This is a genomic window from Burkholderia sp. Bp9099, assembly GCF_003857805.1.
Lineage (GTDB): Bacteria > Pseudomonadota > Gammaproteobacteria > Burkholderiales > Burkholderiaceae > Burkholderia.
In genome coordinates, this window is record NZ_QTPU01000040.1 from 18,968 (window position 1) to 44,329 (window position 25,362).

27 protein-coding genes are annotated in these 25,362 nt (G+C 65.9%); 11 read left to right on the top strand and 16 right to left on the bottom strand.

Annotated features, from left to right (window positions below):
- Nucleotides 1–221: 221 nt before the first annotated feature.
- From DIE17_RS32620 to DIE17_RS38150, 3 genes are read right to left on the bottom strand one after another with little or no spacing between them, the layout of a single operon-like run.
- Entirely contained in the window at nucleotides 222–878 is a 657-nt protein-coding gene (locus DIE17_RS32620; protein ID WP_124523331.1) for an isoprenylcysteine carboxylmethyltransferase family protein, read from the bottom strand.
- On the bottom strand, nucleotides 862–1,116 hold the full coding sequence (locus DIE17_RS32625) for a DUF2933 domain-containing protein (RefSeq protein ID WP_124668178.1): 255 nt from the start codon (nucleotides 1,114–1,116) through the stop codon (nucleotides 862–864). The genes DIE17_RS32620 and DIE17_RS32625 overlap by 17 nt, the downstream gene beginning before the upstream one ends.
- 24 nt (nucleotides 1,117–1,140) lie before the next feature.
- Nucleotides 1,141–1,566 (bottom strand): hypothetical protein, encoded by a 426-nt coding sequence (locus DIE17_RS38150; RefSeq protein ID WP_124668179.1) that lies wholly within the window; start codon nucleotides 1,564–1,566, stop codon nucleotides 1,141–1,143.
- 297 nt (nucleotides 1,567–1,863) lie between these two features.
- Between DIE17_RS38150 and DIE17_RS32635 the strand changes: the two genes are divergently transcribed.
- From DIE17_RS32635 to DIE17_RS32645, 3 genes are read left to right on the top strand one after another with little or no spacing between them, the layout of a single operon-like run.
- Entirely contained in the window at nucleotides 1,864–2,511 is a 648-nt protein-coding gene (locus DIE17_RS32635) for a LemA family protein (RefSeq protein WP_409362715.1), read from the top strand.
- Entirely contained in the window at nucleotides 2,508–3,362 is an 855-nt protein-coding gene (locus tag DIE17_RS32640; protein WP_124668181.1) for a YgcG family protein, read from the top strand. Before DIE17_RS32635 ends, DIE17_RS32640 begins: the two co-directional genes overlap by 4 nt.
- Nucleotides 3,363–3,364: 2 nt before the next feature.
- Nucleotides 3,365–3,862, top strand: coding sequence for a TPM domain-containing protein (locus tag DIE17_RS32645; protein WP_124523338.1), 498 nt, complete (start codon nucleotides 3,365–3,367; stop codon nucleotides 3,860–3,862).
- A gap of 265 nt (nucleotides 3,863–4,127) precedes the next feature.
- Here the strand turns inward: DIE17_RS32645 and glmS are convergent, their stop codons facing one another.
- The gene (gene glmS, locus DIE17_RS32650) at nucleotides 4,128–5,957 is read right to left on the bottom strand and encodes a glutamine--fructose-6-phosphate transaminase (isomerizing) (protein ID WP_124668182.1); all 1,830 of its coding nucleotides are present in this window, start codon (nucleotides 5,955–5,957) and stop codon (nucleotides 4,128–4,130) included.
- 156 nt (nucleotides 5,958–6,113) lie between these two features.
- On the opposite strand from glmS, the gene DIE17_RS32655 reads away from it, so the two are divergent.
- The gene (locus DIE17_RS32655) at nucleotides 6,114–6,605 is read left to right on the top strand and encodes an Lrp/AsnC family transcriptional regulator (RefSeq protein WP_124668183.1); all 492 of its coding nucleotides are present in this window, start codon (nucleotides 6,114–6,116) and stop codon (nucleotides 6,603–6,605) included.
- A 19-nt stretch (nucleotides 6,606–6,624) separates the two neighbouring features.
- Here DIE17_RS32655 and panB read toward each other — a convergent pair whose 3' ends face one another.
- Nucleotides 6,625–7,476 (bottom strand): 3-methyl-2-oxobutanoate hydroxymethyltransferase, encoded by an 852-nt coding sequence (gene panB, locus DIE17_RS32660; RefSeq protein WP_044848348.1) that lies wholly within the window; start codon nucleotides 7,474–7,476, stop codon nucleotides 6,625–6,627.
- 77 nt (nucleotides 7,477–7,553) lie between these two features.
- On the opposite strand from panB, the gene DIE17_RS32665 reads away from it, so the two are divergent.
- A complete protein-coding gene (locus tag DIE17_RS32665) occupies nucleotides 7,554–8,372 on the top strand; it encodes a helix-turn-helix domain-containing protein (RefSeq protein ID WP_124668184.1) in 819 nt (272 codons plus the stop codon).
- 28 nt (nucleotides 8,373–8,400) lie between these two features.
- Here the strand turns inward: DIE17_RS32665 and DIE17_RS32670 are convergent, their stop codons facing one another.
- Together DIE17_RS32670 and DIE17_RS32675 are read right to left on the bottom strand one after the other, a co-directional pair.
- A complete protein-coding gene (locus DIE17_RS32670; RefSeq protein ID WP_124668185.1) occupies nucleotides 8,401–8,934 on the bottom strand; it encodes a methylated-DNA--[protein]-cysteine S-methyltransferase in 534 nt (177 codons plus the stop codon).
- The gene (locus DIE17_RS32675; RefSeq protein WP_124668186.1) at nucleotides 8,931–10,403 is read right to left on the bottom strand and encodes a DNA-3-methyladenine glycosylase 2 family protein; all 1,473 of its coding nucleotides are present in this window, start codon (nucleotides 10,401–10,403) and stop codon (nucleotides 8,931–8,933) included. The genes DIE17_RS32670 and DIE17_RS32675 overlap by 4 nt, the downstream gene beginning before the upstream one ends.
- A gap of 342 nt (nucleotides 10,404–10,745) precedes the next feature.
- Between DIE17_RS32675 and DIE17_RS32680 the strand changes: the two genes are divergently transcribed.
- Complete coding sequence (locus DIE17_RS32680; RefSeq protein ID WP_124668187.1) at nucleotides 10,746–12,038, top strand: MFS transporter; 1,293 nt, start codon at nucleotides 10,746–10,748, stop codon at nucleotides 12,036–12,038.
- A 211-nt stretch (nucleotides 12,039–12,249) separates the two neighbouring features.
- On the opposite strand, the gene DIE17_RS32690 is transcribed toward DIE17_RS32680, so the two are convergent.
- On the bottom strand, nucleotides 12,250–13,353 hold the full coding sequence (locus tag DIE17_RS32690) for a LacI family DNA-binding transcriptional regulator (protein ID WP_124668189.1): 1,104 nt from the start codon (nucleotides 13,351–13,353) through the stop codon (nucleotides 12,250–12,252).
- Between the two features lie 113 nt (nucleotides 13,354–13,466).
- Here DIE17_RS32690 and DIE17_RS32695 point away from each other — a divergent pair, with 113 nt between their 5' ends.
- Nucleotides 13,467–14,303 carry an NAD-dependent epimerase/dehydratase family protein gene (locus DIE17_RS32695; protein WP_124668190.1) on the top strand — a complete coding sequence of 279 codons (837 nt, stop codon included), beginning with the start codon at nucleotides 13,467–13,469 and terminating at the stop codon, nucleotides 14,301–14,303.
- A 24-nt stretch (nucleotides 14,304–14,327) separates the two neighbouring features.
- Here DIE17_RS32695 and DIE17_RS32700 read toward each other — a convergent pair whose 3' ends face one another.
- Nucleotides 14,328–14,648, bottom strand: a complete 321-nt coding sequence (locus tag DIE17_RS32700) for a DUF1330 domain-containing protein (RefSeq protein WP_124489268.1) — start codon at nucleotides 14,646–14,648, stop codon at nucleotides 14,328–14,330.
- Nucleotides 14,649–14,838: 190 nt separating this feature from the next.
- Entirely contained in the window at nucleotides 14,839–15,306 is a 468-nt protein-coding gene (locus tag DIE17_RS32705) for a MerR family transcriptional regulator (RefSeq protein ID WP_124571429.1), read from the bottom strand.
- Nucleotides 15,307–15,384: 78 nt separating this feature from the next.
- Between DIE17_RS32705 and DIE17_RS32710 the strand changes: the two genes are divergently transcribed.
- Nucleotides 15,385–16,620 carry an NADH:flavin oxidoreductase/NADH oxidase family protein gene (locus DIE17_RS32710; protein ID WP_124668191.1) on the top strand — a complete coding sequence of 412 codons (1,236 nt, stop codon included), beginning with the start codon at nucleotides 15,385–15,387 and terminating at the stop codon, nucleotides 16,618–16,620.
- Between the two features lie 36 nt (nucleotides 16,621–16,656).
- Here the strand turns inward: DIE17_RS32710 and DIE17_RS32715 are convergent, their stop codons facing one another.
- From DIE17_RS32715 to DIE17_RS32725, 3 genes are all read right to left on the bottom strand, one after another.
- The gene (locus tag DIE17_RS32715) at nucleotides 16,657–16,980 is read right to left on the bottom strand and encodes a DNA-binding protein (protein ID WP_124489271.1); all 324 of its coding nucleotides are present in this window, start codon (nucleotides 16,978–16,980) and stop codon (nucleotides 16,657–16,659) included.
- A gap of 514 nt (nucleotides 16,981–17,494) precedes the next feature.
- The gene (locus DIE17_RS32720) at nucleotides 17,495–19,123 is read right to left on the bottom strand and encodes an NADP-dependent glyceraldehyde-3-phosphate dehydrogenase (protein ID WP_124489272.1); all 1,629 of its coding nucleotides are present in this window, start codon (nucleotides 19,121–19,123) and stop codon (nucleotides 17,495–17,497) included.
- Nucleotides 19,124–19,586: 463 nt separating this feature from the next.
- On the bottom strand, nucleotides 19,587–20,540 hold the full coding sequence (locus tag DIE17_RS32725) for a LysR family transcriptional regulator (protein WP_044848360.1): 954 nt from the start codon (nucleotides 20,538–20,540) through the stop codon (nucleotides 19,587–19,589).
- A gap of 227 nt (nucleotides 20,541–20,767) precedes the next feature.
- Here DIE17_RS32725 and DIE17_RS32730 point away from each other — a divergent pair, with 227 nt between their 5' ends.
- On the top strand, nucleotides 20,768–21,796 hold the full coding sequence (locus DIE17_RS32730; RefSeq protein ID WP_124489273.1) for a DUF1338 domain-containing protein: 1,029 nt from the start codon (nucleotides 20,768–20,770) through the stop codon (nucleotides 21,794–21,796).
- Nucleotides 21,797–22,023: 227 nt separating this feature from the next.
- Here DIE17_RS32730 and DIE17_RS32735 read toward each other — a convergent pair whose 3' ends face one another.
- Genes DIE17_RS32735 through DIE17_RS37625 form a run of 3 tightly spaced genes read right to left on the bottom strand, consistent with a single transcriptional unit; the run spans nucleotide 22,024 to nucleotide 22,845 of the window.
- A complete protein-coding gene (locus DIE17_RS32735; RefSeq protein WP_044849025.1) occupies nucleotides 22,024–22,221 on the bottom strand; it encodes a CsbD family protein in 198 nt (65 codons plus the stop codon).
- 55 nt (nucleotides 22,222–22,276) lie between these two features.
- On the bottom strand, nucleotides 22,277–22,621 hold the full coding sequence (locus DIE17_RS32740; RefSeq protein WP_124668192.1) for a BON domain-containing protein: 345 nt from the start codon (nucleotides 22,619–22,621) through the stop codon (nucleotides 22,277–22,279).
- 59 nt (nucleotides 22,622–22,680) lie between these two features.
- Nucleotides 22,681–22,845, bottom strand: a complete 165-nt coding sequence (locus DIE17_RS37625; protein WP_167357956.1) for a hypothetical protein — start codon at nucleotides 22,843–22,845, stop codon at nucleotides 22,681–22,683.
- A gap of 403 nt (nucleotides 22,846–23,248) precedes the next feature.
- Here DIE17_RS37625 and DIE17_RS32745 point away from each other — a divergent pair, with 403 nt between their 5' ends.
- Both DIE17_RS32745 and DIE17_RS32750 read left to right on the top strand, forming a co-directional pair.
- Nucleotides 23,249–24,784, top strand: coding sequence for a helix-turn-helix transcriptional regulator (locus DIE17_RS32745; protein WP_124668193.1), 1,536 nt, complete (start codon nucleotides 23,249–23,251; stop codon nucleotides 24,782–24,784).
- 155 nt (nucleotides 24,785–24,939) lie between these two features.
- A complete protein-coding gene (locus tag DIE17_RS32750; protein ID WP_124530190.1) occupies nucleotides 24,940–25,131 on the top strand; it encodes a CsbD family protein in 192 nt (63 codons plus the stop codon).
- Nucleotides 25,132–25,362 lie beyond the last annotated feature (231 nt).

A 25,362-nucleotide genomic window follows, 5' to 3' on the forward strand; every position in this document is an offset into this window, starting at 1 on the left:
ATTCCCGAGACCGACACTGGCAACATGCAGTTCGGGAGAGAGGTATGGGCGTACGGAATTGCATTAGTTCGGTCCACTCAGGCGGTTGTATAACCACGCAAAGAACAGCACAACCGTGGCTGAAAGCGTCGCGCCAGTCTTGAAGGGTTTCATGGCAGCCCCTCATCCCGGAAGATTGCGATCGAGTTCGGGAGTGCCAGCTACGGGTGAGCCGCCTGAAATCAATGCACTTGAGCCGGGCGTTTCCCAAACAAGCTGGGTACGAAGCGCGGCGTGTGTGCCGCGTATTCACGCCACGCAGTGCCGAACCGCGCCTCCGAATCATGCTCCTCTTGTATGGCTAGTCGAACGTACATGAAAACGAGAATGGGGAACATGGCCAAAGTCACGAGCGTGGGCCATTGGAGCAGGAAACCCAGCATGATCACGACGAACCCGACGTACTGAGGATGCCTGATTTTCGCGTAGGGTCCGGTGGTGGCCAACGCCTTGCCACGCTGAGCTTCATACAGTACGTGCCACGCCGTGGACAGCAAGTAGAAGCCGCCCAGTATGAAGAAGAAGCTGAGGAGATGCGGAAGTCCGCCATGCGGGTCGCCGTGCCTGCCGGTCAAGGTCCACCACAGGTGCCCTGCATCGTGAGATAGCAAATTCGTGTGCGGAAATCGCGTCTGCAACCAGCCCGATAGCAAGTAGACGGTGAGCGGAAACCCGTACATTTCTGCGAATAGCGCGACGATGAAGGCCGAGAATCCACCGAACGTTCGCCAGTCCCGCTTTGTCGCTGGCTTGAAGAAGCTGAACGCGAAGATGATGAAGACGAGAGAATTGATGGCTACGAGGCTCCACAGGCCGTAACCGTCACCGATGCTGGTCATGACCGTCTCCCGAATGAGGGCGCCTGCCGGTCGTTTTCATTCCGTCGTGCCTGTGCCCGTGGTGCATGAACAGATGCATCAGCGGGCACGAGAGCAACAGCAGATATGGCAAGACGCCAAGGAAGTGGGCGCGGTGTTCGGAAAGCAGGAGGAATAGCGCTATTGCAGTGAATGCTACGAGTGCAATGGCTGACCGTGATTTCCAGAACGGCCGGGCACCATGCGAGCTGTCATCCATGGTTGTCTCCCGTTTCGCATCGTCTCACTTCTCGGCCGGATGCTCTTGCGCAGCCTGACGGTCCATCATTGCCTGCATCATCATTTGCATCATATCCATCCGCATTTCCATACTCTCGTGCCGCGACGACATCGGCATACCGGACGAGCGAGCACCCATCATCTCCATCATGCTCATGCCGTTTTGCATGACTTTCATTTGCTCGTCCATCAGGGCGGCGTGTTCTTGAGGCGTCTTCGTGTTCATCATCTTTACATGCATGGCGCGCATGGCCTGCATCTGGTCGTCCGCCTCGCGGTTTGACTTGTTCGGCGCTTTTGCGGCTGCCTTATTCGGATGATGGGCATCGTGAGCTGCATTGTCGGCAGCCACCGGCGTGCCGGCGATTGCAACGGCACTGATCATGCCGAGCGTCGCAATTGCGATTGCGAGTTTGTGCAGGAATGCCATCTTGTTCTCCAGGAGCATGGTTCTTCAGAGCCGGTCGAACCCTGAAACCACTCTATGCTGACGCTCCTTCGATGGCTTGACGTGGCTCAACGAATCACGCGCCGAATTCTTCATATGTAGCGCGGCCGTGGAGCCGACACGCGCCCGAGACGGTGCATCGCTCCGGGCGCGCTCGACAATGCAGCATTGACGTGCATCAACCCTGCGACCGCCGAGCTACTTACGATAGGCAGTGCACCGGTGAGCGGCGGAATGCCGGGAATACAAGGCAGAGGCGCGTCCATGTCGAAAAGTTCTATGGCAATGTCCGCACGGCGCCGTCTGGCCCGCGCACTTCTGACAGGCGCATTGGCGCTGAGCTTGCTGTCTCTCCCAGGGTGCGGCTATAACGCCATCCAGAGCCAGGACGAGCAGGTGAGGGCCAGCTGGTCGGAAGTTCTCAATCAGTATCAACGGCGTGCCGACCTGGTTCCCAACCTCGTCAACACAGTGAAGGGGTACGCGGACCAGGAAAAGGAAGTGCTGGTCCGTGTGACGGAGGCGCGGGCGAAAGTGGGTGAGATTCGCGCCACACCGGAACTCATTGCTGACCCGCAGGCGCTCGCAAAATTCGAAGCCGCGCAAGGACAGCTCACGTCGTCTCTATCACGGCTGCTCGTGGTTTCGGAAAACTATCCGCAATTGAAGTCGGACGCGAATTTCCGGGACCTGCAGGCGCAGCTCGAGGGTACGGAAAATCGTATCGCGGTAGCCCGAAACCGATACATTCGCTCCGTTCAGACGTACAACACGACGATACGTTCGTTCCCGAACAATTTGACTGCAAAGGCCTTCGGCTATCTGGAGCGCCCCAACTTCTCCGTAAGCAACGAAGCTGAAATTTCCAGACCGCCGCGGGTCGACTTCGGCTCGCCGCCGGCCTCTGCAGGCGGGACATCCAATTGAACGTGCTCCGACTGGCGCTGGCCGTCGTTCTAACCTCGTTTCTCCTGGGCGGAGCCGGTGCGCTCGCGGACGTCCCCGTCCCGCCGTTGACGTCGAGAGTCACCGATGAAACTGGAACCCTGACCAGCGACCAGTCGGCCAGCCTCGAGCAGACGTTGAGAGAGTTTGAGGCGAAACGAGGAACGCAGTTTTCAGTTCTCATCGTTCCGACCACGGAGCCCGAAACCATCGAACAGTATTCGATGCGAGTCGTCGAGCAATGGAAGCTCGGCCGCAAGAATGTGGACGACGGCGCGCTCCTGATTGTCGCGAAAAACGACCGAGCGCTTCGAATCGAGGTCGGGTACGGCCTCGAAGGCGTGCTCACCGATGCAGCGAGCAATCGCATCATCAACGAGGCGATCGTTCCGCGGTTCCGAAACGGGGACTTCTACGGTGGCATCACCGCCGGCGTCGACGGCATGATACGCGTCGCCAGCGGCGAGGCGTTGCCGCCACCGCGGCGATTACCTCGGGCAAGCGACGGCGCCGGACGGTTGCTTCCCGTTCTCTTCCTCCTGACGGTCATGGCCGGTGGCCTGCTGCGCGCCATGTTCGGGCGACTGCCCGGCGCCGTCGTGACCGGCGGTGTCGTCGGGGCAATCGCGTGGATCTTATCGCAGGCGCTTTTTGTCGCCATCGCGGCGGGAATGATGGCGCTGCTCTTCACGTTGCTGGGGGGCGGTATGAGAGCCGCTGACGGGCGCTTCATCGATGGTCGCGGCGGGCGTTTCGGCCGTGATTCGAATCGCGACATCTTTCGCGGCGGCGGTGGGGGCTTCGGCGGCGGTGGCGCATCGGGACGGTGGTGAGCATGGACCTGAAACGTCTCTTCCGACATCTTTTCGCGACCCGCTGGCGGGTCGACAAGGCATTTTCACGGCGGACGCTGATCTCGATCGAAGAGGCTGTACGTGCCAGTCATCGCGTGCACGTGGGTCAGGTCAGGTTTGCTGTGGAAGGGGCGCTGCATATCGGCGCGTTGCTGAAGGGCACCTCTGCGAGGGACCGTGCCATCGAGGTTTTCTCGGACCTCCGGGTTTGGGACACGGAGCACAACAACGGCATTCTCATCTATCTGCTCCTTGCGGACCGGGACGTCGAAATTGTCGTGGACCGAGGCATACACGCCAGAGTGGACCAACGCGAATGGGAGGCGATTTGCGAAGCCATGGAGGCTCATTTCCAGCAGGGCGACTATCGGTCAGGTGTTCTGCGAGGTATCGAGCAAGTTACGGAGCTGCTGAAAAAACACTTTCCGATTCACGGTCCGTGGCTCGATGATCTTTCGAGTGCGCCCGTTGTGATATGAGTTCCGAAGCTCGACATCGGTCCTCTTGAACCTGTCCACACCGAGAAAATGTCGACTCCAAAACGCCCCGATTTCGAGGAGCAGATGGCCACCCGAAAAAAGGGGCACTGAAAAAAGCTCCAGCGCCCCTTTTGGCTTTGATGCTGGTTTGCGCTCGTCAGGTAAGGCGCAGCCGGCAGGTAAGCGTCCCGTAACCCAAACCACAACAAGGCCCGTAACCGAAACTAATGGAACTCGGCACAGCCCGGCCCTCCACGATATGCCCTCACTCCACCGTCACCGACTTGGCCAGATTCCTCGGCTTATCAATATCCGTCCCCCGTGCCAACGCCGCGTGATAAGCGAGCAACTGCATCGGCACCGTATGCAGGATCGGCGACAGCGGCCCGTAGTACTCATTGAGTCGAATCACCTCGATCCCCTCACTCGGAACCAACCCGCAGTCCACATCCGCGAACACGAAAAGCCTGCCGTTCCGCGCGCTGACTTCATGCATGTTCGACCTGAGCTTTTCGAGCAGCACGTCATTCGGCGCCACCGCAATCACGGGCATTTCATTACTGACCAACGCCAGCGGCCCATGCTTCAACTCCCCGGCGGGATAAGCCTCCGCGTGGATATACGAAATCTCCTTCATCTTCAGCGCGCCTTCGAGCGCGATCGGATAATGCATCCCGCGGCCGAGAAACAGCATGTTGTCGCGTCGCGCGAGCAACTCCGACCAGCCCATGATCTGCGGCTCCAGCGCGAGCACCTTCGACATCGCATCGGGCAGATGCCGGAGCGCACGCAGATGCGCCTTCTCCTCGTCGTCGCTCAACCGCCCGCGCACCTGCGCCAGTGACAACGTCAGCAAGAACAACGCCACGAGCTGCGTCGTAAAAGCCTTCGTCGACGCCACCCCGATCTCGATCCCCGCACGTGTGACGAACTGCAGCGCGCATTCGCGCAGCAGCGCACTCGTCGCGACGTTGCAGATCGCGAGCGTGTGCAGCATCCCGCGCTGCTTCGCGACATGCACGGCCCCGAGCACGTCAGCCGTCTCGCCGCTCTGCGACACCGCGACGACCAGCGTGCGCGGATTCGGCACGCTGTCGCGATACCGGAACTCGCTCGCGATCTCGACACTCGCCGGCAGCTTCGCGATGCTCTCGATCCAGTACTTCGCGGTCAGCGCTGCGTGATAGCTGCCGCCGCACGCGAGCAGCAACACCGAATCGACGTCGTTGAACGCGCGCCACGCGCCGTCGCCGAACAGCTCCGGCATGATCGACCCGACATCGAGCAGCGTATCGGCCACCGCCTGCGGCTGCTCGAAGATCTCCTTCTGCATGTAATAGCGATGCGATCCGAGATCGGCCGCGCCGCTATGCGCGGCCACCCGCTGCACCGCACGCTCGACGCGCTGGCCGGCCGCATCGACGATCCAGTAGCGATGCAGCTGGATATCGGCAACGTCACCGTTCTCGAGGTAAGCGATCCGATCGGTGATGCCCGACAACGCGATCGCATCCGACGCCAGGAAATTCTCGCCATCCCCGACACCGACGACGAGCGGCATCCCGTCGCGCGCGCCGACGATCCGGTGCGGCTCGTCGCGGCACATCACCGCGATCGCGTAGCTGCCGCGTAGTCGCGCGACCGCGCGGCGCACCGCGTCGAACAGGTCGCCGTCGTACAGGTGATCGATCAGGTGCGCGATTGCCTCGCTGTCGGTCTGGCTCGCGAACACATAACCATGCGCCTGCAGTTCCGCGCGCAGTTGATCGCAGTTCTCGATGATCCCGTTGTGCGACAGCGCGATGCGCGCGTTGTCGTCGCTCGGCGAGAAGTGCGGATGCGCATTGAGCGTGACGGGCGCGCCATGCGTCGCCCAGCGCGTATGCGCAATGCCGGTGTAGCCCGACAGCGCATGCCCGGCGATCTCGCGCTGCAGGTTGGCGACGCGGTCGACGCTGCGCGCGCGGGCCAGCGCGCGATCGCGATAGACCACGACGCCGCACGAGTCGTAGCCGCGGTATTCGAGCCGCTTCAGCCCGTCGACGAGGTTCGGCAGGATGTCCCGCTGGGCAACCGCCCCGACAATTCCACACATAGCGCGCTCCGTAAATGTCCTGTCTGGACCCGTGACAGCGATGGTAGAGGCGCACGAATGGAATTAAATTTCAAAATACATCAACAGATGAAACAAGCGCGCGATCGTCTATCATGTTGAAATTAAATTTCACACCCTGACCGGAAGGAGCCGTCCATGGCCGGCATCACGCTCGACGATCTCGACCTGCGCATTCTCGCGATCCTGCAGGACGACGCATCGGTGTCGAACCTGCAACTCGCCGAGCGCGCGCTGTCGTCGCCGCCGACCTGCATGCGTCGCGTGCGGCGGCTGACGGAAGCGGGCGTGATCCGCCGCCAGTTCGCGGTGCTCGATCCGGTCGCGATCGGCACGCCGGTCACGGCGTTGATCGAGATCAGCCTCGACCGGCAGACGGCCGAAGACTACGACGCGTTCGAGGCCTACGTGTGCGCGGAGCCGGCAGTCACGCAGTGCTACCGCGTGTCGCCGGGGCCGGATTTCGTGGTGGTGGCCGATCTGGCCGACGTCGCCGAATACGACGCGTTCGCGCGGCGGCTGTTCACCGGCGCGTCGAACGTGCGCAACGTGCGGACGTTCTTCTCGACGCATCGCGCGAAGTTCGAGGCGAACGCGCGGGTCGCGCATGCGATGCGCAAGCGTGCGTAGTCGTGCGTAAGCGCAGCCGTCACGCCGCGGCGGCCGCCGCGAGTTGCAGCGGCTTGCCGTACCCGAAGCAGTGCGCCGGCTCGGGAAACACGCGCTGCCGCACGTCGTGCGCGTACTGGCGGATCGCGTCGCGCATCACCGCGTTCGCATCGGCGTAGCGCTTCACGAAGCGCGGCGTGTACGCGTCGAATGCGCCGATCATGTCCTCGGTCACGAGCACCTGCCCGTCGCATGCGGGCGATGCGCCGATGCCGATGGTCGGGATCGACAGTGTTTCGGTCAGATGGCGCGCGAGCGCTTCCGCGGTGCCCTCGACGACGACGCTGAACGCGCCGGCCCGCTCGGCCGCGCACGCGGCGTCGAACACCTGCGCGGCCGAGCGCGGGTCCATCCCCTGCGCGCGGAAGCCGCCGGTCGCATTGGCCTGCTGCGGCATGAGGCCGACGTGCGCCATCACCGGAATGCCGCGCTCCGTCAGGAAGCGGATCGTGTCGGCCATCTCGCTGCCGCCTTCGAGCTTGACGCCTTGCGCGCCGGTTTCGGCGAGCAGCCGCGCGGCGGAGCGATACGCTTGCGCGGGCGATTCCTGATACGTCGAAAACGGCAGATCGACGACGACGCACGCCTGCGCGGTGCCACGCACGACTGCCGCGCCGTGCGCGCTCATCATGTCGAGCGTGACGCGCAGCGTATCGGGCATGCCGTACAGCACCATGCCGACGGAGTCGCCGACGATGATCACGTCGGCCACTTCGTCGACGAGCTTCGCCATCGGTGCGGAATAGGCGGTGAGCGAGACGAGGCTGCCGATGCCTTTCGTCGCGCGGATCGCGGTGACGGTCTTGCGGGTGGTGCGGGTATGCGCGCTCATGAACGGAAGCCGTGAGAAAGAAGAGTCGTTACGGTAGCATCGCGATCGTGCATGCAATGACCTTCGGAGGACGTCTTATGTCGCTGGCGGGACAATCGGGTGATCCGTACGCGGTGCCGCCGATGGCGCGCCTGCCGAGGCCGCTGTTCGTGCGCGCGTTCGGGATTCCCGGCAACGCGAGCGTCGACGCGCATAGTCACCCGTGGGCCCAGCTGATGTATGCGACGAGCGGCGTGCTGGAGGTATCGACGCCGTCGGGCCGGCACCTGCTGCCGCCGCACTATGCGATGTGGATTCCGCCGCACGTGCCGCACGCGGTGTCGACGCGCGATTGCGTCGCGTTCCACAGCCTGTATCTCGACGATGCGATCGCGCGCGACGATGCCGCCGACGATTGCATGATCCTCTGCATGACGCCACTGTTGCGCGAGCTGGTGATCGCGACCGGCGAGTTGCCGGTGGACTACGACGAGTCGGGGCCGGACGGTGCGCTCGTGTGCCTGATCGCCGACCGGATCGCGCGGATGCGGCCCGCGCCGCTGACGGTGCCGCTGCCGCACGATTCGCGTCTGCTCAAAATCGCGCGTGCCTTGCATGCGCATCCGGGCGACACGCGCAGTCTGGACGAATGGGGCCGTCAGGTCGGTGCGACACGGCGCACGCTGTCGCGTCTGTTCCGGCAGGACACGGGGCTGTCGTTCACCGAGTGGCGGCAGGCCGTGCGGCTGCTCGCGGCGCTGCCGCTTCTCGATGCGGGCGAGCCGATCGGCGCGGTGGCCGCGCAGCTGGGCTACGACTCGACGTCGTCGTTCATCGCGCTGTTTCAGGCGAAGTTCAACGTGACGCCGGGCGCGTATGCGAAGCGTGAAGCGCGCCGGCCGGCGTTGAGCGCATGACGCGGCAACGCGCGCCGCGGATCTTGATTCAGAACGCCAGCGACTGCTGCATCGGATGACGTTCCCCGCGCGCGAACCCGGCGCCTTCGAGCGACAACAACGCGCGTTTGCGTTCGATGCCGCCTGCATAACCGGTCAGGCTGCCCGACGTGCCGATCACGCGATGGCACGGCACCATGATCGACACAGGGTTGCGGCCAACCGCGCCGCCGACGGCACGCGCCGCGCTCATCGGCAGCCCGACGCGTTCGGTGATGTCGCCGTACGACACGAGTTCGCCGAACGGAATCGCAAGCAGTTCCTTCCACACGCTGCGCTGAAACGCGGTGCCGCGCAGATGAATCGGCACCGAGAAGGTTTCGCGCGTGCCGGTGAAATATTCGGCGACTTCGTCGGCCACCTTGCGCGCGAGCGGCGACGCGCCGCGTACGTCCGCGTCCGGCGCGATCGCCAGCGACGGATAGTATTTCTGGCCGACGAAAAAAAGGCCTGTGAGCGCATCGTCCTCGATACGGATGGCGATGTCGCCCAGCGGGCTCGGAATCAGATGAGCGTGCGTCATCGCGAAGCTTCTCCATGAAGGCGCCACACATGCAGTGCGGCATACGCGCGCCACGGCGCCCAGTGCGCCGCGTGCGGCGCGGATGATGCGATGTGCAAACGCTCGGCGGCGGCGCGCGGAGCAAGCCACGCGTCGTCGGCGGGAAACGCGTTCGGCCAGGCCATCGCACGCATCGCGACGTACTGCACCGCGCATTCGTCGAAGCCGGGTAGCGCGCGCAACGCGCGGAGCGTCGCATCGAGCGGCGCCATCGGTTCGAGCGCGAGCGTGCCGTCGGCGACCGCACGTGCCAGCGCCACGATCGCCTGCGCCGCATCACGCGTCACGCCGGTTGCTTCGAGCGCCGCCGGCGGCACACTCGCCAGCGTTACTGCCAAAGGCAATGCATGCGTGAGCCCCGGCGGCGCGTGGTCCACCTGCGTGCCGAAGCGTTCGGCCACACGCGCCAGCACCTCACCAGCCTGCGTCGCCGCAAGTCGTTCGCCCGCGATCGCACGGATCGCGATCTCGAGCCCGTCGAACGCGCCGGGCACGCGCAAGCCGGGCGAGCCGCTCGCGAGTGCGCCGAGATGCGCGTCGATCACGTCGGGGCGGCTGTCGAGATCGAACAGCCGCCGCACGCGCGCGAGCACGGCCGGTACGACGGGCGTCAACGCGGGCGATACGGTCACCGCGAGCGCGAAGCGCTGCGGCACGTGCGTGACGGACAGCCAGCCCGTCAGATGCGTGTCGCCGTTGCCGTTCGGCAGCGCGACGACGCGCGCATAGCCGTGCGCGTCGATCCGCTCGACGCCGCCGATCCGCCGCTGCGCGAGAAATTGCATCAGCTCGGGCCACGCGAACGGCGGCCGGTACGGCAGCGGAAAGGTCATGTCGCCATCGGCGGATGGGCCGGCGCCCTTGCGCAAGCGCAGCGGATTGAGGCCGTAGCGTTGGCGGAACAAATCGTTGAAGCGTCGCACGCTGCCGAATCCGGCGGTCGAGGCAACGACCGCCACCGGCAGCGCGGTATCGGTCAGGAGACGCTTGGCCATCAAGAGCCGGTGCGTCTGCCCGAACTCGACCGGCGACACGCCGAACTGCGCGGCGAAGATCCGGCGCAGATGGCGCTCGGTCACGCCGACCCGCCGCGCGAGCGCGTCGACGGAATGCTCGTTCAGGAAACCGTCCTCGATCAGCGTGGCGGCCGCGTCGGCGAGATTGCCGGACAGGTCGAGCAGCCCGTGGCCGGGCGCGAGCTCGGGCCGGCAGCGCATGCACGGGCGAAAGCCGGCCTTCTCGGCGGCCGCGGCGGTCGCGTAATAACTGCAGTTCTGCGCCTTCGGCGGTTTCACCGGGCAAACGGGGCGGCAATACACGCCGGTCGTCGACACGCCGACGAAGAACCAGCCGTCGAAGCGGCGGTTCCGCGCGAGCAGGGCGTCGTAGCAGGTGTCGGGATCGAGGCGCATGCGACGACTGTAAACCATCCGCGCCGTCGATTCTGGCTGGAATCGGACATGTGTATCGACGCGCCATCCCGCGTCGCGGCCCCGTTTCGCACGCGGGAGAATCCCGGAAAAACGGTTAATGCCACTCTGCGAAACAGTCATCTCTTTTTGCGCGGCCAATTTTGAGATGACTCATCGAAATCCCCGACTGACACGGCACCGGGCCACGCCCTATCCTTTGAAAAACGTTTTCCAGAACTCGACGGACGAGCGGCCGCGCCACGCAAGGGGCGTGGCCGCCGCCCGCCCCGGCGCCCGTCGCCGGTCACGGACAGCACAATCCAGCGGCGCGACGGGCGCGACCGCGTATCGGAGACATTCATGCAATCCGCCGTCGTCGGTGCCGTGCGCACCGCGGCCAGCCGCTACCGCTGGACCGTTTGTGCGCTGCTGTTCTTCGCGACCGTCATCAACTACATGGATCGACAGATCCTCGGCCTGCTCGCGCCGATGCTGCAGCACGACATCGGCTGGAGCCAGGTGCAGTACGGCCGCATCGTGATGGCGTTTTCCGCGTTCTATGCGATCGGCCTGCTCGGCTTCGGGCGCATCGTCGACTGGCTCGGCACGCGCATCTCGTATGCGGTCGCGATGCTGGTGTGGAGCATCGCGGCGATGCTGCACGCGGCGGTCGGCTCCGTGACGGGCTTCGCGGCGGTGCGCGCGCTGCTCGGGATCGGCGAGGGCGGCAACTTCCCGGCCGCGATCAAGACGACGGCCGAATGGTTTCCGCGCCGCGAACGCGCGCTCGCCACCGGCATCTTCAACTCGGGCGCGAACATCGGCGCGGTGTTCGCGCCGGCGATCATCCCCGCGATCGCGGTGGCCTACGGGTGGCGCGCGGCGTTCGTGATCATCGGCGCGATCGGCATCGTATGGCTCGCGGTGTGGCTGCTGATGTATCGCACGGCCGACACGCGCGCGCTCGCCGCGGAATACGACGAGCCGCGCGATGAAGCCGAAGCGCTCGACGCGGCGAACGCGGATGCCGGCGCGCCGCGCTGGGGCGAACTGATCCGCAAGCGCGAGACGTGGGCGTTCCTGATCGGCAAGTTCCTGACCGACCCGGTGTGGTGGTTCTATCTGTTCTGGCTGCCGAAGTGGCTCAACGAGTCGCGCGGGATGGACATGCAGCATATCGGCCTGCCGCTCGTGTGCATCTATGCGCTGACGACGGTCGGCAGCATCGGCGGCGGCTGGCTGTCCTCGGCGCTGCTGCGCGCGGGCTGGAGCGTAAACGGCGCGCGCAAGACGGCGATGCTGTTCTGCGCGTGCTGCGTGCTGCCGATCGCGTTCGTGTCGCAGGTGCAGAGCCTGTGGATCGCGGTGCTGATCGTCGGTCTCGCGGCCGCCGCGCACCAGGGCTGGTCGGCGAACCTGTTCACGACGGCGTCCGACCTGTTCCCGCGCCGCGCGGTCGCGTCGGTGGTCGGCATCGGCGGGATGGCCGGCTCGATCGGCGGCGTGCTGTTCTCGGAAGTGATCGGCCAGGTGCTGCAACGCACGGGCCACTACTGGGTGCTGTTCGCGATCGGCGCGCTGGCCTACCTGCTCGCGCTGGCGATCATGCACATGCTCACGCCGAAGATGAAGCCCGCGAAGCTCGACGCGTGATCGCGTGACGGCAAGCGAACGCGCCGCCCGGAGGCGGCGCGTTTTTGTTTGCGAAGCGACGAAGCGACGAAGCGACGAAGCGACGAAGCGACGAAGCGACGAAGCGACGAAGCGACGAAGCGACGAAGCGACGATACGGCGATACGGCGATACGGCGATACGGCGATACGGCGATACGGCGATACAGCGGATATCGAACGCGATGCGCGCTTCAACCCACCGCGGCCGTCGACGCGCGCATGATCAGCCGCGGCTCGAACGTCGAATAGCTCGCCTCGGTACGCCCGGCGAGCGCGTCGATCAGCTTCTGCATCGCGAGCTCGCCCATGTTTTCGCTCTGGATGTCGATGGTGGTCAGCGCGGGCGCCGCGTATGCGCCGTACGGCACGTTGTCGACGCCGGCAACCGACACGTCCTGCGGCAGCCGGAACCCGAGCGACGCCGCTTCCTTCATGAAGCCGAGCGCGATCAGGTCGTTGTAGCAGATCACGGCCTGCGGACGCTGCGGCCCGAGCATCACGCGCGAGCATGCGCGCTCGCCGGCTTCGGCGGTCGGCGCGTGCGCGTCGTGCACGTCGAGCGTGAGCCCCGCTTCCGCGAGACAGTCGCGCGCGCCCTGGATCCGTTCGTCGTTCACGCGCGCGGGCCCGAAGCCGAGGTACGCGATGCGCGTATGGCCGAGATTGAGCAGGTGACGCGCAAGCATGTAGGTGGCGAGCCGGTTGTCGATGCCGACGCTCGGAATCGGCAGGCCGGGGCTGCGCCGCAGCAGCACGAGCGGCTTGTGCAGGTCGAGCATCCAGCCGGCCTGGTCGTCGGGCATCCGCGTGCTGACGATCAGCCCGTCGACGCGCTGCGCGAGCGCCTCGATCAGCGAGCGTTCGCGCGCCTGGTTCTCCTCGGTATCGACGAGCAGCAGCGTGTAGTCGTGCTGGAGCGCGACGCGGTTCGCGCCCTTGACGACGTTCGTGAAGTGCGGGTTGCTGATGTCGAGGATCACGAGGCCGATGGTGCGCGTGCGCCCGGTGATCATCGAGCGCGCGAGCGGGTTCGAACGGTAGCCGAGCCGTTCGATCGCTTCCTTGAGCCGCGCTTCGACGGTCGGCGAAAAGCGCTGCGTGCCGTTCACGTACTTGGAGACCGTCGCGACCGACACGCCGGCTTCCGCGGCCACGTCGCGGATCGTCGGGGAAACTTTTTTCATCGGAAGGGTAACGTTTTCGTTCGATTGCACCGGATTGTGGCAGAAAAAGCCGGCGTCCGGCCGCCGGACGATATCGGGAAAGTGCGGATGGGTGCGAACAGCTTCAACCATTGACGTTCGGCTTTTTCCCCGCGTATAGTTGGAAAACGTTTTCCGATCGTTTGCCGGCTCCGTCGGTTTCGGGCAACGTCCAGGACACCTCAGAACAGATTCAAGGAGATTCGATGAACGCCACATCCACCGGCGCACGCAAGCCGTTCGGGCGCCTGCTGCTGACCGGCGCGGCCGGCAATCTCGGCCGTCAGGTGCGCGGCGCGCTGGCGAACTGGGCCGACGTCGTGCGCGTGAGCGACATCGCCGCGCTGGGCGACGCCGCCCCGCACGAAGAAATCCGGGTCGTCGACCTGGCCGACCGGCCGGCTGTGATGGAACTCGTCGACGGCGTCGACGCGATCGTCCACCTCGGCGGCATTTCGGTCGACGCGCCGTTCGACGATCTCGTCGATGCGAACATCACCGGCACGTACAACCTGTACGAAGCCGCGCGCAAGCACGGCGTGAAGCGCGTCGTGTTCGCGAGCTCGAATCATGCGATCGGGTTCCATCCGGTCACGGAAGTGCTCGATGCCGATTCGCCGCAGCGTCCGGACAGCCTGTATGGCGTGACGAAGTGCTTCGGCGAGTCGCTGTCGCGCTACTACTTCGACCGCTTCGGGATCGAGACGGTGTGCCTGCGGATCGGCTCGTCGTTCGAAGTGCCGAAGAACCCGCGCATGCTCGTGACGTTCCTCAGCTATCGCGACTTCATCGAGCTCGTGCGCTGCTCGCTGCTGACGAACCGCGTCGGCCACGCGATCGTCTACGGCGTGTCGGACAACCCGGTGAAGTGGTGGGACAACACGAAGGCCGGCTTCCTCGGCTTCCGGCCGCAGGACAGTTCCGAGCAGTTCGCCGGGCTGTTCCCGGTGACGGCGCCGAGCGCCGAGTACGACGATCCCGCGCAACGCTTCCAGGGCGGCGGGTTCGTCGTCGGCGAGCCGATGGAGCGCAACGCGAAGTAAGCGAGGCGGGCTCGCGCACGTCGATCAGCGCAGGATGTCCGTCGCCTTGTGCCGCTCGTCCACGCCGTCGATCAGGATCAACGGGCCGCTCGCGTGCCGCGCGCGCAGCGGCTGGATCTGCCGGTACGCGTCCGATTCGTACCACGCGCGCGCCGTATCGAGATCGGGAAACGCGATCGCGATCAGGTCGCCGCGCCACTCGCCTTCGCGCACGTCGGGCCGCGCGCCGTGAATGACGAAACGGCCGTCGAACGGCGCGAGCGTGCCGTCGATGCGTTCGAGGTATTCGACGATGTCGTCGCACATGTGAACGTCGTGCAGGTGGGCGATGGCGTAGGCGGTCATGGCAGGCTCCGGGGTGTCGATGCGATGCGTCGATCGTCGATCGTTCGTCGTTGATCGGTGAAGCCATGATCCATGCGCACGCGGCGCGCGTCGATTACCTGCGACGTAAGCAAATCCGCGCAGCCGTGCGCGCGGGCCGCCCCGCGTGAACCACACCGCAAGACCCGGCGCACGCGTGCGCTCGCCGCGCCTACGCGCGCTTGCGCATCGGCCGAGCGTGCGCCATCGGCGCAGGCGCCGGCACCGACTCGGCTTCCTCCTTGCACAGCTTGTCGAGCATGCGTTGTGCGGCGCCCGCGCAATCCTCGCCGGCGGGCTTGTTCGCGATCTCGTCGATCAGCGTCTGCAGGTTGCGCCGGTTCTGCGCGAGCCGCTGCTCGAGCAGCGCGATTTCGTCGACCTTGTGCCGCAACGCCGCCAGCAGTTCGTCGCGCGGCCACGCGCCGAGATCGGGCGGCAGCACCGCGCGGATCTCGTCGAGCGCAAAGCCCGCGCGCTGCGCGCGGTCGATGATCGCGAGCCGCGTCAGCGCTTCCGGCCCGTATTCGCGATAGCCGTTCGCCTGCCGGCGCGCCGGTTCGAGCAGGCCGCTCGCTTCGTAGAACCGGATGCGCGACGCCGCGATGCCGCTGGTGCGCGCCAGCTCGCCGATTTTCATGCTCGTGCTCCAGAGGGGCTTGACCTTGAAGCTGACTTTAAAGTTATGGTTGGGCATCGTCAATCGAGGAAGTCCACCATGAACCTGTTTGTGCCCCTCACGCTGCCCAATGGCGCGGTGATCCCGAACCGGCTCGCCAAGGCCGCGATGGAAGAGAACATGGCCGATGCGGATCACGCGCCGTCCGACGCGTTGCTGCGCCTGTACCAGGCGTGGGCCGACGGCCGGGCGGGCCTGATCCTGACCGGCAACGTGATGGTGGACGGCCGCGCGATGACGGGGCCGAACGGCGTCGTGCTCGACAGCGACGCGCATCTCGACCGCTTCCGGCGATGGGCGCAGGTCGCGCGCTCCGGCGGCGCGCACGTGTGGATGCAGATCAACCATCCGGGGCGCCAGATGCAGGCGGCGCTCGGCCAGACGACGCTCGCGCCGTCGGCCGTGCCGCTCGCGCTCGGCGCGCTGTCGAAGCAGTTTCCGGTGCCTAAGGAGATGACGGAAGCCGACATCGCCGACGTGCAGCAGCGCTTCGTGCGCGCCGCGCAGCTTGCCGAGCAAAGCGGCTTCACCGGCGTGCAGATCCACGCGGCGCACGGTTACCTGCTGAGCCAGTTCCTTTCGCCGCTGACGAACCGCCGGCAGGATGCGTGGGGCGGCAGCATCGAGCACCGCGCGCGGCTGCTGCTCGACATCGTGCGCGCGGTGCGTGCGACGGTATCGCCGGCGTTCGTCGTGTCGGTCAAGCTGAATTCGGCCGATTTCCAGCGCGGCGGCTTCAGTGCGGACGATGCGAAGCGCGTCGTCGAACTGCTGAATCCGCTGGGCGTCGATCTCGTCGAACTGTCAGGCGGCAGCTACGAAGTGCCGGCGATGCAGGGCGAGGCGCGCGACGGACGCACGCTGGCCCGCGAAGCGTATTTCCTCGAATTCGCACGGGACATCACGGCGGTCGCGGCGATGCCGCTGATGGTCACGGGCGGGATCCGGCGTCGCGCGGTGGCCGAGCAGGTGGTCGCGAGCGGCGTGGCGATGGTCGGCATCGCGACCGCGCTGTCGATCGAGCCGAACCTGCCGCGCGACTGGCAGGCCGGCAAGGACAGCGCGCCGGCGCTGCAGCCGATCCGATGGAAGAACAAGGCGCTGGGCGCGCTGGCGAACATGGCCGTCGTGAAGTTCCAGCTCGCACGGTTGAGCGTCGGGCGGCGTACGCATCCGGGCGTGTCGCCGCTGCGCGCGCTGGTGTCGCAGCAACTCGCCGCGCAGTGCCAGACGCGGCGGTACCGCAAGTGGATGGCGGGGCGGGCGGCGCGCTAGCCGCGCACGCGGCGCGTCGGGCTGCCCGAGGCTCGCTCACACCGGATACGCGTCGTCGACCTTCAGGTTCGCGAGCCGGAACAGCGTGCGCAGCGTCTGCGGATGAATGTCGCGGTGCGCGGCGAGCGACGTCAGCATGAAGTCGAGGACCTTCGCGTAGCGCAGCAGTACGAGGCAGTGCGCGAGATCCGCGCTGCCGCCGCGCATGGCTTCCGCGTAGCTGACCATCCGGGTCGACAGCGTGCGCGCCATCTCGAGTTCCATCTGCTGCTTTTCCGTCCATTCGGGCTGCGGCTGTTCGAGCAGTTTCGCGAGGAAGATCTGGAACGACGTATCGGACGAATTGGGCAGCGCATCCATGATGTGCCTCGCAGCTTGCGTGGATCGTTCGGGCGTATCCGGGGGACGTCCCGATCCGGGTTCGTGTTCGCGCCGATCGTCGGCGCGGCTGTCACTGCAATGCGAATGCAGGTTCCGTACCAGCCCTCGATCCGATTGTTGAGCACTGTTGACGCGGGGCGCGGCAACGGTCATCGCGTCCCGCCGGGACTGGCTTGCACGGAAAATCGGGCAGGGCGCCCATCCGCCGCGCGCGATCGCGGTCGGCCGCGCGACAGGGGCCGGACGGACGAAATGCTTCAGCGATGTAACGTAACGCCGGGTTGAAAACGGTCGAGTGTGTCGATCGACGAAGCGCTGCAAGGTCGCGGAGCATGGGCGTCGGCGGCGTCCCCGCGGCCTCGGGACGGTCTCGTGCGGCGAGCCGCGACGCCACCCGCCGCGCGTTGAAGGCGCGCGCCGCATGCGCCGGATGTTTCATATCCGAGACGTTTTTTTCGCGGCCCGCCGGACGCGCCGTCCCGGCTTCAGCGCTTCAGAAGATGAAGCCGGTGTTGATGAACTTCGAGTAGTGGTCGGACACGATCGAATCGAGCAGCTGCTTGCTGCCGTCGGTCTGCTTCGCCGCGACCATCGAGCGGATCGAGAACGCGCGCAGCGCGTCGCTCACCGACAGCGTGCCTTCCGCCGAATCCTTGCGCCCGGCGAACGGGAACACGTCCGGCCCGCGCTGGCACTGGCAGTTGATGTTCACGCGGCACACCTGGTTCACGAGCGGATCGACGAGCGCGCCGATCTGCGCCGGATCGGAACCGAAGATGCTGACCTGCTGGCCGTGCTCCGAGGTCGTCACGTAATCGAGCGCGGTTTCCACGTCGTCGAACGTCGCGACCGGAATGATCGGCCCGAACTGCTCCTCGCGATACAGCTTCATCCCTTCGGACACCGGATACACGACGGCCGGGTAGAACAGCGTCTTGCTGAACTCGCCGCCCGAGTGGTTGACGACCTGCGCGCCCTTGGCCTTCGCGTCGTCGATCGCGTCGGTCATGTACGCGGTGCGATGCATGCCCGGCAGCGGCGTGATGCTCACGCCTTTCTCCCACGGCATGCCGATCTTCAGCTGTTCGAGCGCGGCGGTGAAGCGTTTCAGGAATTCGTCGACGATCGAGCGGTGCACGAGCAGCATCTTCAGCGCGGTACAGCGCTGGCCGTTGAACGACAGCGCGCCGAGCAGGCACTCCTTCACGGTGAGGTCGAGATCGGCGTCGGGCAGCACGATCGCCGCGTTCTTCGCGTCGAGGCCGAGGATCGCGCGCAGCCGGTGCGACTTCGGGTGCTGCTTCTTCAGGTGATCGGCGACCTTGCTCGAACCGATCAGCGCGAGCACGTTGATCTTGCCCGACGCGAGCATGTGCGGCACGACCACCGCGCCCGGCGCGTAGATCGTGTTGATCACGCCTTTCGGGAACGCGTCGCGGAACGCCTCGAGCAGCGGCTCGAACAGCAGCGTGCCGTACTGCGGCGGCTTGAACACCACGGTGTTGCCCATCAGCAGCGCGGGGATCAGCGTCGCGAAGGTCTCGTTCAGCGGATAGTTGTACGGGCCCATGCACAGCACGACGCCGAGCGGCGTGCGGCGGATCTGGCCGATCGTGCCTTCCGCGATCACGAAGCGCGAGTTCGCGTTGTCGAGCTCCTTCAGCGCGTCGATCGTCTGCGTCATGTACGTGACGGTGCGGTCGAACTCCTTCTGCGAATCGGCGAGGCTCTTGCCGATCTCCCACATGATCAGGTTCACGACCAGCTCGCGCTGCGCGACCATCCGCTTGATGAAGTCCTGCATGCAGGCGATGCGCTGCTCGACCTTCATCGTCGGCCACTCGCCGCGGCCCGAGTCGTACGCGCGCACCGCGGCGTCGAGCGCCGCGTCGCTTTCCGTCTCGCCCATCACCGGATAGCTGCCGATCTCCATCTGCGCGACGCTGCCGTCCGGCTGGCGCACGCACACGGGCGACAGCACGGTCTTGGTCGTGCCGTCCCACGGACGCAGCTCGCCGTCGACCAGCGACACGCGCTGGTGGATCGGTGCTGCGAGCCGGAACTCGGCGGGGATGTCCTGATAGGCGGGAAACAGCTGCTGCAGGGAAGCGGAATCGGGCATGACGGTCTCGTTTGACGGGGGTGTCCGGTAAGGACGGGCGATGCGGAATCCTGAGCTGAACGATCCTCGATCCTGAATCGGCATGATGACGCGCGGACGACGGGACGTCACGCGTCGGCATGGCCGAAACGCGGAATGGAACCAGTTCCATTAAAAAGGAACGCCGAGCTGATTGCAAGATTTGCCGAATGCTGTCGCACCACGCGTAAACAATTTGAAGGATTGTGTCCGAATGGCGGGTATAAGCCGCTCGGTGCATACGCAAACGTTTCACTTCGGCCGCATTGAGCGGATAATGACCCGGCGCGACGAAGAAAAAATTGCCCGGAACCTGAGAGAAAACAGACGCAGTGAAGAAAAGAGAGAAGGTCCGCCGCGTTGCCGAAGCGAGGTCGGCTGCCCGGAGCGCCGGGTCGGGGTTGCCCGGCTCGGCGCGCACCGGACCTCCGGTGACGCGACGCGATCACTCGACGTCTTCGTCGTCCTCCGCATCCATGTCATCGTCCTCCCTGTCCCGCCCCGGCGCCGCATACGCGCTCGCCTGTTCCAGCAGCCACGCCCGAAACGATTCCAGCGGCTTGCTGTGGCTGAACTCCGTCGGATACACGAGGTAGTACGCCGAATCGCCGACCGTCGCTGCGTCGCACGGCACGACGAGGCCGAGCTGCTGCAACTGTTCCTCGACGAAGAACTTCGGCACCAGCGCGACGCCGAGCCCGGCCGCGGCCGCGCTGATCAGCATCGTGTGCAGCTCGTAGCGCACGCCCTGCATCGTGCGGATGTCCTCGACGCCGTGCGTCTCGAACCACTGCGCCCACGCGCCGGGACGCGTGGTCGAGTGCAGCAGCGGATACGCGAGCAGGTCCTCCACGCGTTCGACCGGCCCGTCGAGCAGCGCCGGCGAGCAGATCGGCACGACTTCCTCGCCGAACAGGTAGTCGGACGACGTGCCGGGCCAGGTCGGCTTGCCGTAGTGGATCGCGGCCTCGAAGTGCGTGTCCTCGAACGAGAACAGGTCGGTGCGGCTGCCCATGTTCACGCGCACGTCCGGCGTGCGGTCGTAGAAGCTCTTGATGCGCGGAATCAGCCAGTGCGACGCGAAGGTCGGCAGCACCGCGAGTTCCAGGTAGCCGCCGCCGCTGCCGTGCGCGATGATCGACAGCGTGTCGCGGTCGAGCGCCTCCAGCGCGCGCCGCACCTGCGTGCCGTACAGCTTGCCGGCGCGCGTCAGGACGACGCGCTGCTTCACGCGCGCGAACAGTCGCACGCCGAGGCTCGCCTCGAGCGTCGCGATCTGCCGCGATACCGCGCTTTCGGTCAGGAACAGCTCCTTGGCCGCGTGCGTGAAGCTCTCGTGGCGCGCCGCGGCTTCGAAAGCCACGAGCGCACCCATGTTGGGGATCTTGAATTTGCGCATGATGCTCGTTTTGTCTGACGAACGGACCGGCCCGCGGCGGGCCGTCGGACGCGTGTGGGGACCACGAATAATTCCAAAAACTCATCACGTGTCAATTTAATCTCGCTTTACGCCCCGCTGCAACCCTTTGAATAATGCATCCCACGCAAGGCCAGGCGCCCGCTGGGCGGCCGGCCAATCGAGTTGCCGGCACGTTTGCCGGCGGTCCCCCGAACACGAGAATCCTGATGCGCAATCCGAATATCGAGAGCTTGCTGACGAAGCTGCTGGGACAGGCGAAGACCGACGCCCTGTTCGCGACCCTGAACATGCCGGCCATCCTCGACGAATGGGAAACCGACGTCGTCACGCGCGCGGAAATCGCGCAGGCGATGAACATGGCGCTGTTCGAAGGGCTGCTCGAACGTTCGGCGAACGGCCGCGCATATACGGCCGATGCCATCGAAAACGGCGGCTCGGTCTACTTCGACCACGGCGCGCTGCGCACGGTGCGCTGGCCGCACACGGGCGCGCTGCCGCCGGGCGAAGCCGCGTTCACGCGCATCCTGCGTCCGCTCGGCTTCCGCCTGAACGGCCGCTATCCGCTCGACAAGCTCGGCATGACCGGCCGCGCGTATGCGCACGAAGACGCGCCGGACGAGATCGCGCAGTTCTTCGTCAGCGAACTGCATCCGGAGCGCTTCTCGAAGGAATTCCAGCAGGCCGTGACGAACGTCGTGAGTTCGTCGCGCGATCCGCTGTCGCCGGCGGCCGTCGCGCTCCTGTGGGAGATCGAGCGCGAAGGCTGGCTGTCGCTCGACGCCGCGCATGCGCTGCTGCCCGAGATCGTCGGTGCGTTCGCGCGCCAGCACGACCTGCCGAACGAACTCGACTACGAAACGCTGCTGCTCGAATCGGCCGAGATGGCGTGGATCGCGACCGAAGGCAACGCGTTCAACCATGCGACCGATCGCGTGGCCGACGTGTTCAAGCTGTCCGACGACGAGAAGGCGAAGGGGCGGCCGATGAAGCCGGAAGTCGAGCGCTCGCGTTCGGGCCGTGTGTTCCAGACCGCGTATCGCGCGGACATCGTCGAGCGCGAGTTCCGCACGCGCGACGGCGGCACGGTGAAGCGCAACGTGCCGGGCTCGTTCTACGAGTTCATCACGCGCCGTCGCACGTTCGACCAGGCGGCGCGCCGCTGGGTGACCGACCTGCGTTTCGATGCGGGCAACGCGCAGGGCATCTTCAAGATGACGGCGAACGCGGCGAAGTAAGCGCGACGCCGCGCGAAAAAAACGGGCCGGTGGCTGAGCATAGCCACCGGCCCGTTTGCGTTGAATGGGCGCCGCGATCGTCAGAACAGGTGCGTCACCAGATAGAACAGCAGCAGCACGCCGATCGGTACGCCGAGCAGCCAGGCGATCAGATACTTGCCCATGTCGTTGTCCTCTTCATGGCCGCGACGCGGGATGCGCCGCGGCGGGGTGAGACGACCGGCGCGTTACAGCTCGCGATCGAATTCCTTCAACTGCTTCTCGGCTTCGTCGCGCGCAATCCCGTAACGCTCCTGGATCCTGCCGGAGAGGTAGTCGCGGTTGCCTTCGGCGACCTTCAGGTCATCGTCGGTCAGCTTGCCCCACTTCGCCTTCATCTTGCCGGTCAGCTGCTTCCATTGACCCTTGATCTTGTCCTCGTTCATGATGCGCTCCTGTCATAAGGGGAGAAAAAAGTGCGGCACGCGGCCGCGTGATAGCTCAGGCCTTCGCCTTCAGGCCGGCTGCGTCGACGTGCTTCACGCCCTTGATCGAGCGCGTCGCGGCGATGGCCTTCTTCACCGCGACCCGCGACGGCAGTACGCCCGTCAGCGTGACGACGCCGTCGACCGTCTTCACGCTGATGTGCGTACTCTTCACGCCCTCGGTGGTCGCGAGTTCGCTCTTCACCTTGGTCGTGATCCACGTGTCAGTCACGGGCTGGTTCGATTCCGTCTTCACGCCGTCGTCGGACGACGACGCCTGTGCGTTCGTGAGCGGGGCGGCGCAAAGCAGGAACGCCGCGCTGACGGCGAGCAACGCCGACAGGTTCGAGGTCTTGTTCATGGGATGTGCTCCTTCGATTGACGTGATGGATGGGCGAGTCGGTGCAGGCGCGCCGCGCGTCATCGCGCGATCGGCGTGTCGTAGCCGGGCTCGCGCGGCGGCATGTCCGGGCGCGGCACGTCGGGCGGCAGCGGCACCGGCGGATCGGTGCCGGGCGACGGTTCGGGCGGATTGTCCGGAGCCGGCTCGGGCCGCGTCGGATCGGGTGTCTGATGCAGCTTCATCAGTTGGTCCTCCTCTGCGGTATGGAAGGGCAGCGCGTGAGCGCCGATGCAGTACCAGCGTACCGGCGCGAACGCACGCGGGCATCGCGCAAATTCACCGGATCGGCTAGTGCGTTTGCACGGGGACGGAACGGGGAAGCGGGAACGGGAAATGCGTCGTGACACGCGCGATGCGGGACGACAGACGCGGGAGGCGCGCCGCGCGCCGCTTGGCGGGACGGCGCACGCAGGCGGCGCGGCATGCGAATGTACTATTGCGCAGGGTACATCCGTGCCTCTCGACCGCGTCGACCGCGTCGACCGCACGCGATCATCGCGGCGCGCGCCGGCCGCACATGTCGGCGCTTATCGGCGCGGCGGCGACCCGCCCGGCAACAATATCGACCACGTGGACCACCGATCAATGGACGAACGAGTCAACGAACAGGTGCTCAAGTCGCATACCGACCGGCGCCAGCTGCATCAGATCATCGCGGGGCTCACCGAGGGCGTGATCCTCATCGAACCCGACCAGCGCATCGTATGGGCGAACGAGGCCGCGCTCGCGATGCACGGCGTGACCGAGCTCGACGCGCTCGGCGCGGACGTCACCGAGTATCGCGAGCGCTTCCGGCTGCGCTACCGGAACAACCGTCCGGTGCGCGACGGCCACTATCCGATGGACCGCGTGATCGCGGGCGAAGAGTTCAGCGACGTGACGGTCGAAGTCGAATCGGCGGCCGACGAGAACGTGAGCTGGGTTCACCGGATCCGCAGCCTCGTGCTGACGAACGCGGCCGGCGAGCCCGACTGTCTCGCGCTCGTGCTGCACGATGCGACCGAATGGGCGAGCGCCGAGGACCGCTTCGAGCGCACGTTCAACGCGAACCCGGCGCCGGCCGTGATCTGCCGGCTCGACGACCTGCGCTACGTGAAGGTCAATCAAGGCTTCCTCGAGATGACGGGCCATGCGCGCGACGACGTGCTCGGCCGCTCCGTCTACGAACTCGACGTGCTCGAACAGGCCGAGCGGCGCGAACTCGCGATCGAGCGGCTGGGCGAGGGCGCGACGATCCCGCAGATGGAGGCCGTGCTCAAGCGCGCGGACGGCGGCACGAAGGCGGTGGTGGTCGCCGGGCAGCCGATCGACATGAACGGCGAGCCGTGCATGCTGTTCACGTTCATGGATCTCGAGCCGCGCAAGCAGGCCGAGCTCGCGCTGCGGCAGAGCGAGGAGCGCTTCGCGAAGGCGTTCCGGATGGCGCCGGTCGCGACCGCGATCGTCACGGCCGACGGTTTCGTGCTGCTCGACGTGAACGATGCGTTCGTCGGGATGGCCGGCCATGCGCGCGACGACCTGCTCGGCAAGTCCGCGGACGAGATCGGCCTGTGGGCCGAACGCGGCGCACGGCAGTGCATCGACACGCAACTCGCGCGCGACGGCAACGTGCGCAATGCAGATGTGCAGATCCGGACGCGCGACGGCGACGTGCGCGATTGCGTCGTGTCGGCCGAGCCGGTCGCGATTCACGGGCAGGATTGCCTGCTGATCGCGCTGCTCGACATCAGCGATCGCAAGCGCACCGAGATGGAACTCGTCTATGCGATCGAGACCGCGATGCAGGATGCGTCGTGGTTCAGCCGCACGCTGATCGAAAAACTGGCGAACGTGCGGCGCGCGAATGCGCCGGACGCGGGCGCGCAGCTGTCGGACCTTACCGCGCGCGAGCGCGACGTGTTCGACCTGCTGTGTCACGGCCTCGCCGACAAGGAGATCGCCGGCCGTCTCGGGCTCGCGCCGAACACGGTCCGCAATCACGTCGCGACGATCTACGCGAAGCTCGACGTGCATAGCCGCGGCGAGGCGATCGTGTGGGCGCGCGAGCGCGGGATTGTCGGCACGTCCGACACGAACGGTGCGCGAGGCGAGAAAGCTGCCGACAAGGACGGCAAGAACTGACGCCGGCCGTCGGGCCATCGGTGCGAATGCACCATGCAGGCTGGTGCATCCGCATCTGCCGCGCGCGGCGCGCGGCTGCGATCCTGTCCACTCGGCGGTGCGGCGCGGGCTGCCGTGCCGCTGTCTCTCTCCCCAACTCATCGCAGGAGACGACCATGGACAGGAATCGCATCGAAGGCAAGCTCAAACAGGTGAAGGGTTCGGTCAAGGAAGCGCTCGGCAAGGTGACGGGCGACCGCGAGACGGAAGCGGAAGGCGTGGCGGAGCAGCAGGCCGGCAAGCGTCAGGAGCAGGCCGGCGAGGCGGCCGATGCGGTGCGCAAGCAGACGGGCACCGACCGGCATTGAGCGGCACCGGGCGCCATTGATCGAATCGCGCGAGGTGCGCTGCGTTGCCGCCGTGCGGCACGGCGATGATTCTCCATCGGCATGACCCGGCGCGGCCTTGGGGCAACGGTACGTGCGCCCATTCCGCTCGATGCGTTCGCTTCCAGGCCGCCGTCGCGTGGGCCGCGGATCGGTGGCACGGGCACTTGATGACAATTCCTCACAACATAGTTCCGATATTTCGTTTGCTGC

Excerpts from the sequence above, each read along its gene's own strand:
- DIE17_RS32710 (WP_124668191.1), top strand. The coding sequence starts at position 15,385 with ATGAACCTGTTTGTGCCCCTCACGCTGCCCAATGGCGCGGTGATCCCG.
- DIE17_RS32635 (WP_409362715.1), top strand. The coding sequence starts at position 1,864 with ATGGCAATGTCCGCACGGCGCCGTCTGGCCCGCGCACTTCTGACAGGC.
- DIE17_RS32745 (WP_124668193.1), top strand. The coding sequence starts at position 23,249 with ATGGACGAACGAGTCAACGAACAGGTGCTCAAGTCGCATACCGACCGG.
- glmS (WP_124668182.1), bottom strand. The coding sequence starts at position 5,957 with ATGTGTGGAATTGTCGGGGCGGTTGCCCAGCGGGACATCCTGCCGAAC.
- DIE17_RS32740 (WP_124668192.1), bottom strand. The coding sequence starts at position 22,621 with ATGAACAAGACCTCGAACCTGTCGGCGTTGCTCGCCGTCAGCGCGGCG.
- DIE17_RS32680 (WP_124668187.1), top strand. The coding sequence starts at position 10,746 with ATGCAATCCGCCGTCGTCGGTGCCGTGCGCACCGCGGCCAGCCGCTAC.
- DIE17_RS32670 (WP_124668185.1), bottom strand. The coding sequence starts at position 8,934 with ATGACGCACGCTCATCTGATTCCGAGCCCGCTGGGCGACATCGCCATC.
- DIE17_RS32675 (WP_124668186.1), bottom strand. The coding sequence starts at position 10,403 with ATGGTTTACAGTCGTCGCATGCGCCTCGATCCCGACACCTGCTACGAC.
- DIE17_RS38150 (WP_124668179.1), bottom strand. The coding sequence starts at position 1,566 with ATGGCATTCCTGCACAAACTCGCAATCGCAATTGCGACGCTCGGCATG.
- DIE17_RS32715 (WP_124489271.1), bottom strand. The coding sequence starts at position 16,980 with ATGGATGCGCTGCCCAATTCGTCCGATACGTCGTTCCAGATCTTCCTC.
- DIE17_RS32750 (WP_124530190.1), top strand. The coding sequence starts at position 24,940 with ATGGACAGGAATCGCATCGAAGGCAAGCTCAAACAGGTGAAGGGTTCG.
- DIE17_RS32705 (WP_124571429.1), bottom strand. The coding sequence starts at position 15,306 with ATGAAAATCGGCGAGCTGGCGCGCACCAGCGGCATCGCGGCGTCGCGC.
- DIE17_RS32700 (WP_124489268.1), bottom strand. The coding sequence starts at position 14,648 with ATGACCGCCTACGCCATCGCCCACCTGCACGACGTTCACATGTGCGAC.
- DIE17_RS32690 (WP_124668189.1), bottom strand. The coding sequence starts at position 13,353 with ATGGTTGAAGCTGTTCGCACCCATCCGCACTTTCCCGATATCGTCCGG.
- DIE17_RS32665 (WP_124668184.1), top strand. The coding sequence starts at position 7,554 with ATGTCGCTGGCGGGACAATCGGGTGATCCGTACGCGGTGCCGCCGATG.
- DIE17_RS32655 (WP_124668183.1), top strand. The coding sequence starts at position 6,114 with ATGGCCGGCATCACGCTCGACGATCTCGACCTGCGCATTCTCGCGATC.
- DIE17_RS32695 (WP_124668190.1), top strand. The coding sequence starts at position 13,467 with ATGAACGCCACATCCACCGGCGCACGCAAGCCGTTCGGGCGCCTGCTG.
- DIE17_RS32730 (WP_124489273.1), top strand. The coding sequence starts at position 20,768 with ATGCGCAATCCGAATATCGAGAGCTTGCTGACGAAGCTGCTGGGACAG.
- DIE17_RS32735 (WP_044849025.1), bottom strand. The coding sequence starts at position 22,221 with ATGAACGAGGACAAGATCAAGGGTCAATGGAAGCAGCTGACCGGCAAG.
- panB (WP_044848348.1), bottom strand. The coding sequence starts at position 7,476 with ATGAGCGCGCATACCCGCACCACCCGCAAGACCGTCACCGCGATCCGC.
- DIE17_RS32725 (WP_044848360.1), bottom strand. The coding sequence starts at position 20,540 with ATGCGCAAATTCAAGATCCCCAACATGGGTGCGCTCGTGGCTTTCGAA.
- DIE17_RS32645 (WP_124523338.1), top strand. The coding sequence starts at position 3,365 with ATGGACCTGAAACGTCTCTTCCGACATCTTTTCGCGACCCGCTGGCGG.
- DIE17_RS37625 (WP_167357956.1), bottom strand. The coding sequence starts at position 22,845 with ATGAAGCTGCATCAGACACCCGATCCGACGCGGCCCGAGCCGGCTCCG.
- DIE17_RS32620 (WP_124523331.1), bottom strand. The coding sequence starts at position 878 with ATGACCAGCATCGGTGACGGTTACGGCCTGTGGAGCCTCGTAGCCATC.
- DIE17_RS32625 (WP_124668178.1), bottom strand. The coding sequence starts at position 1,116 with ATGGATGACAGCTCGCATGGTGCCCGGCCGTTCTGGAAATCACGGTCA.
- DIE17_RS32720 (WP_124489272.1), bottom strand. The coding sequence starts at position 19,123 with ATGCCCGATTCCGCTTCCCTGCAGCAGCTGTTTCCCGCCTATCAGGAC.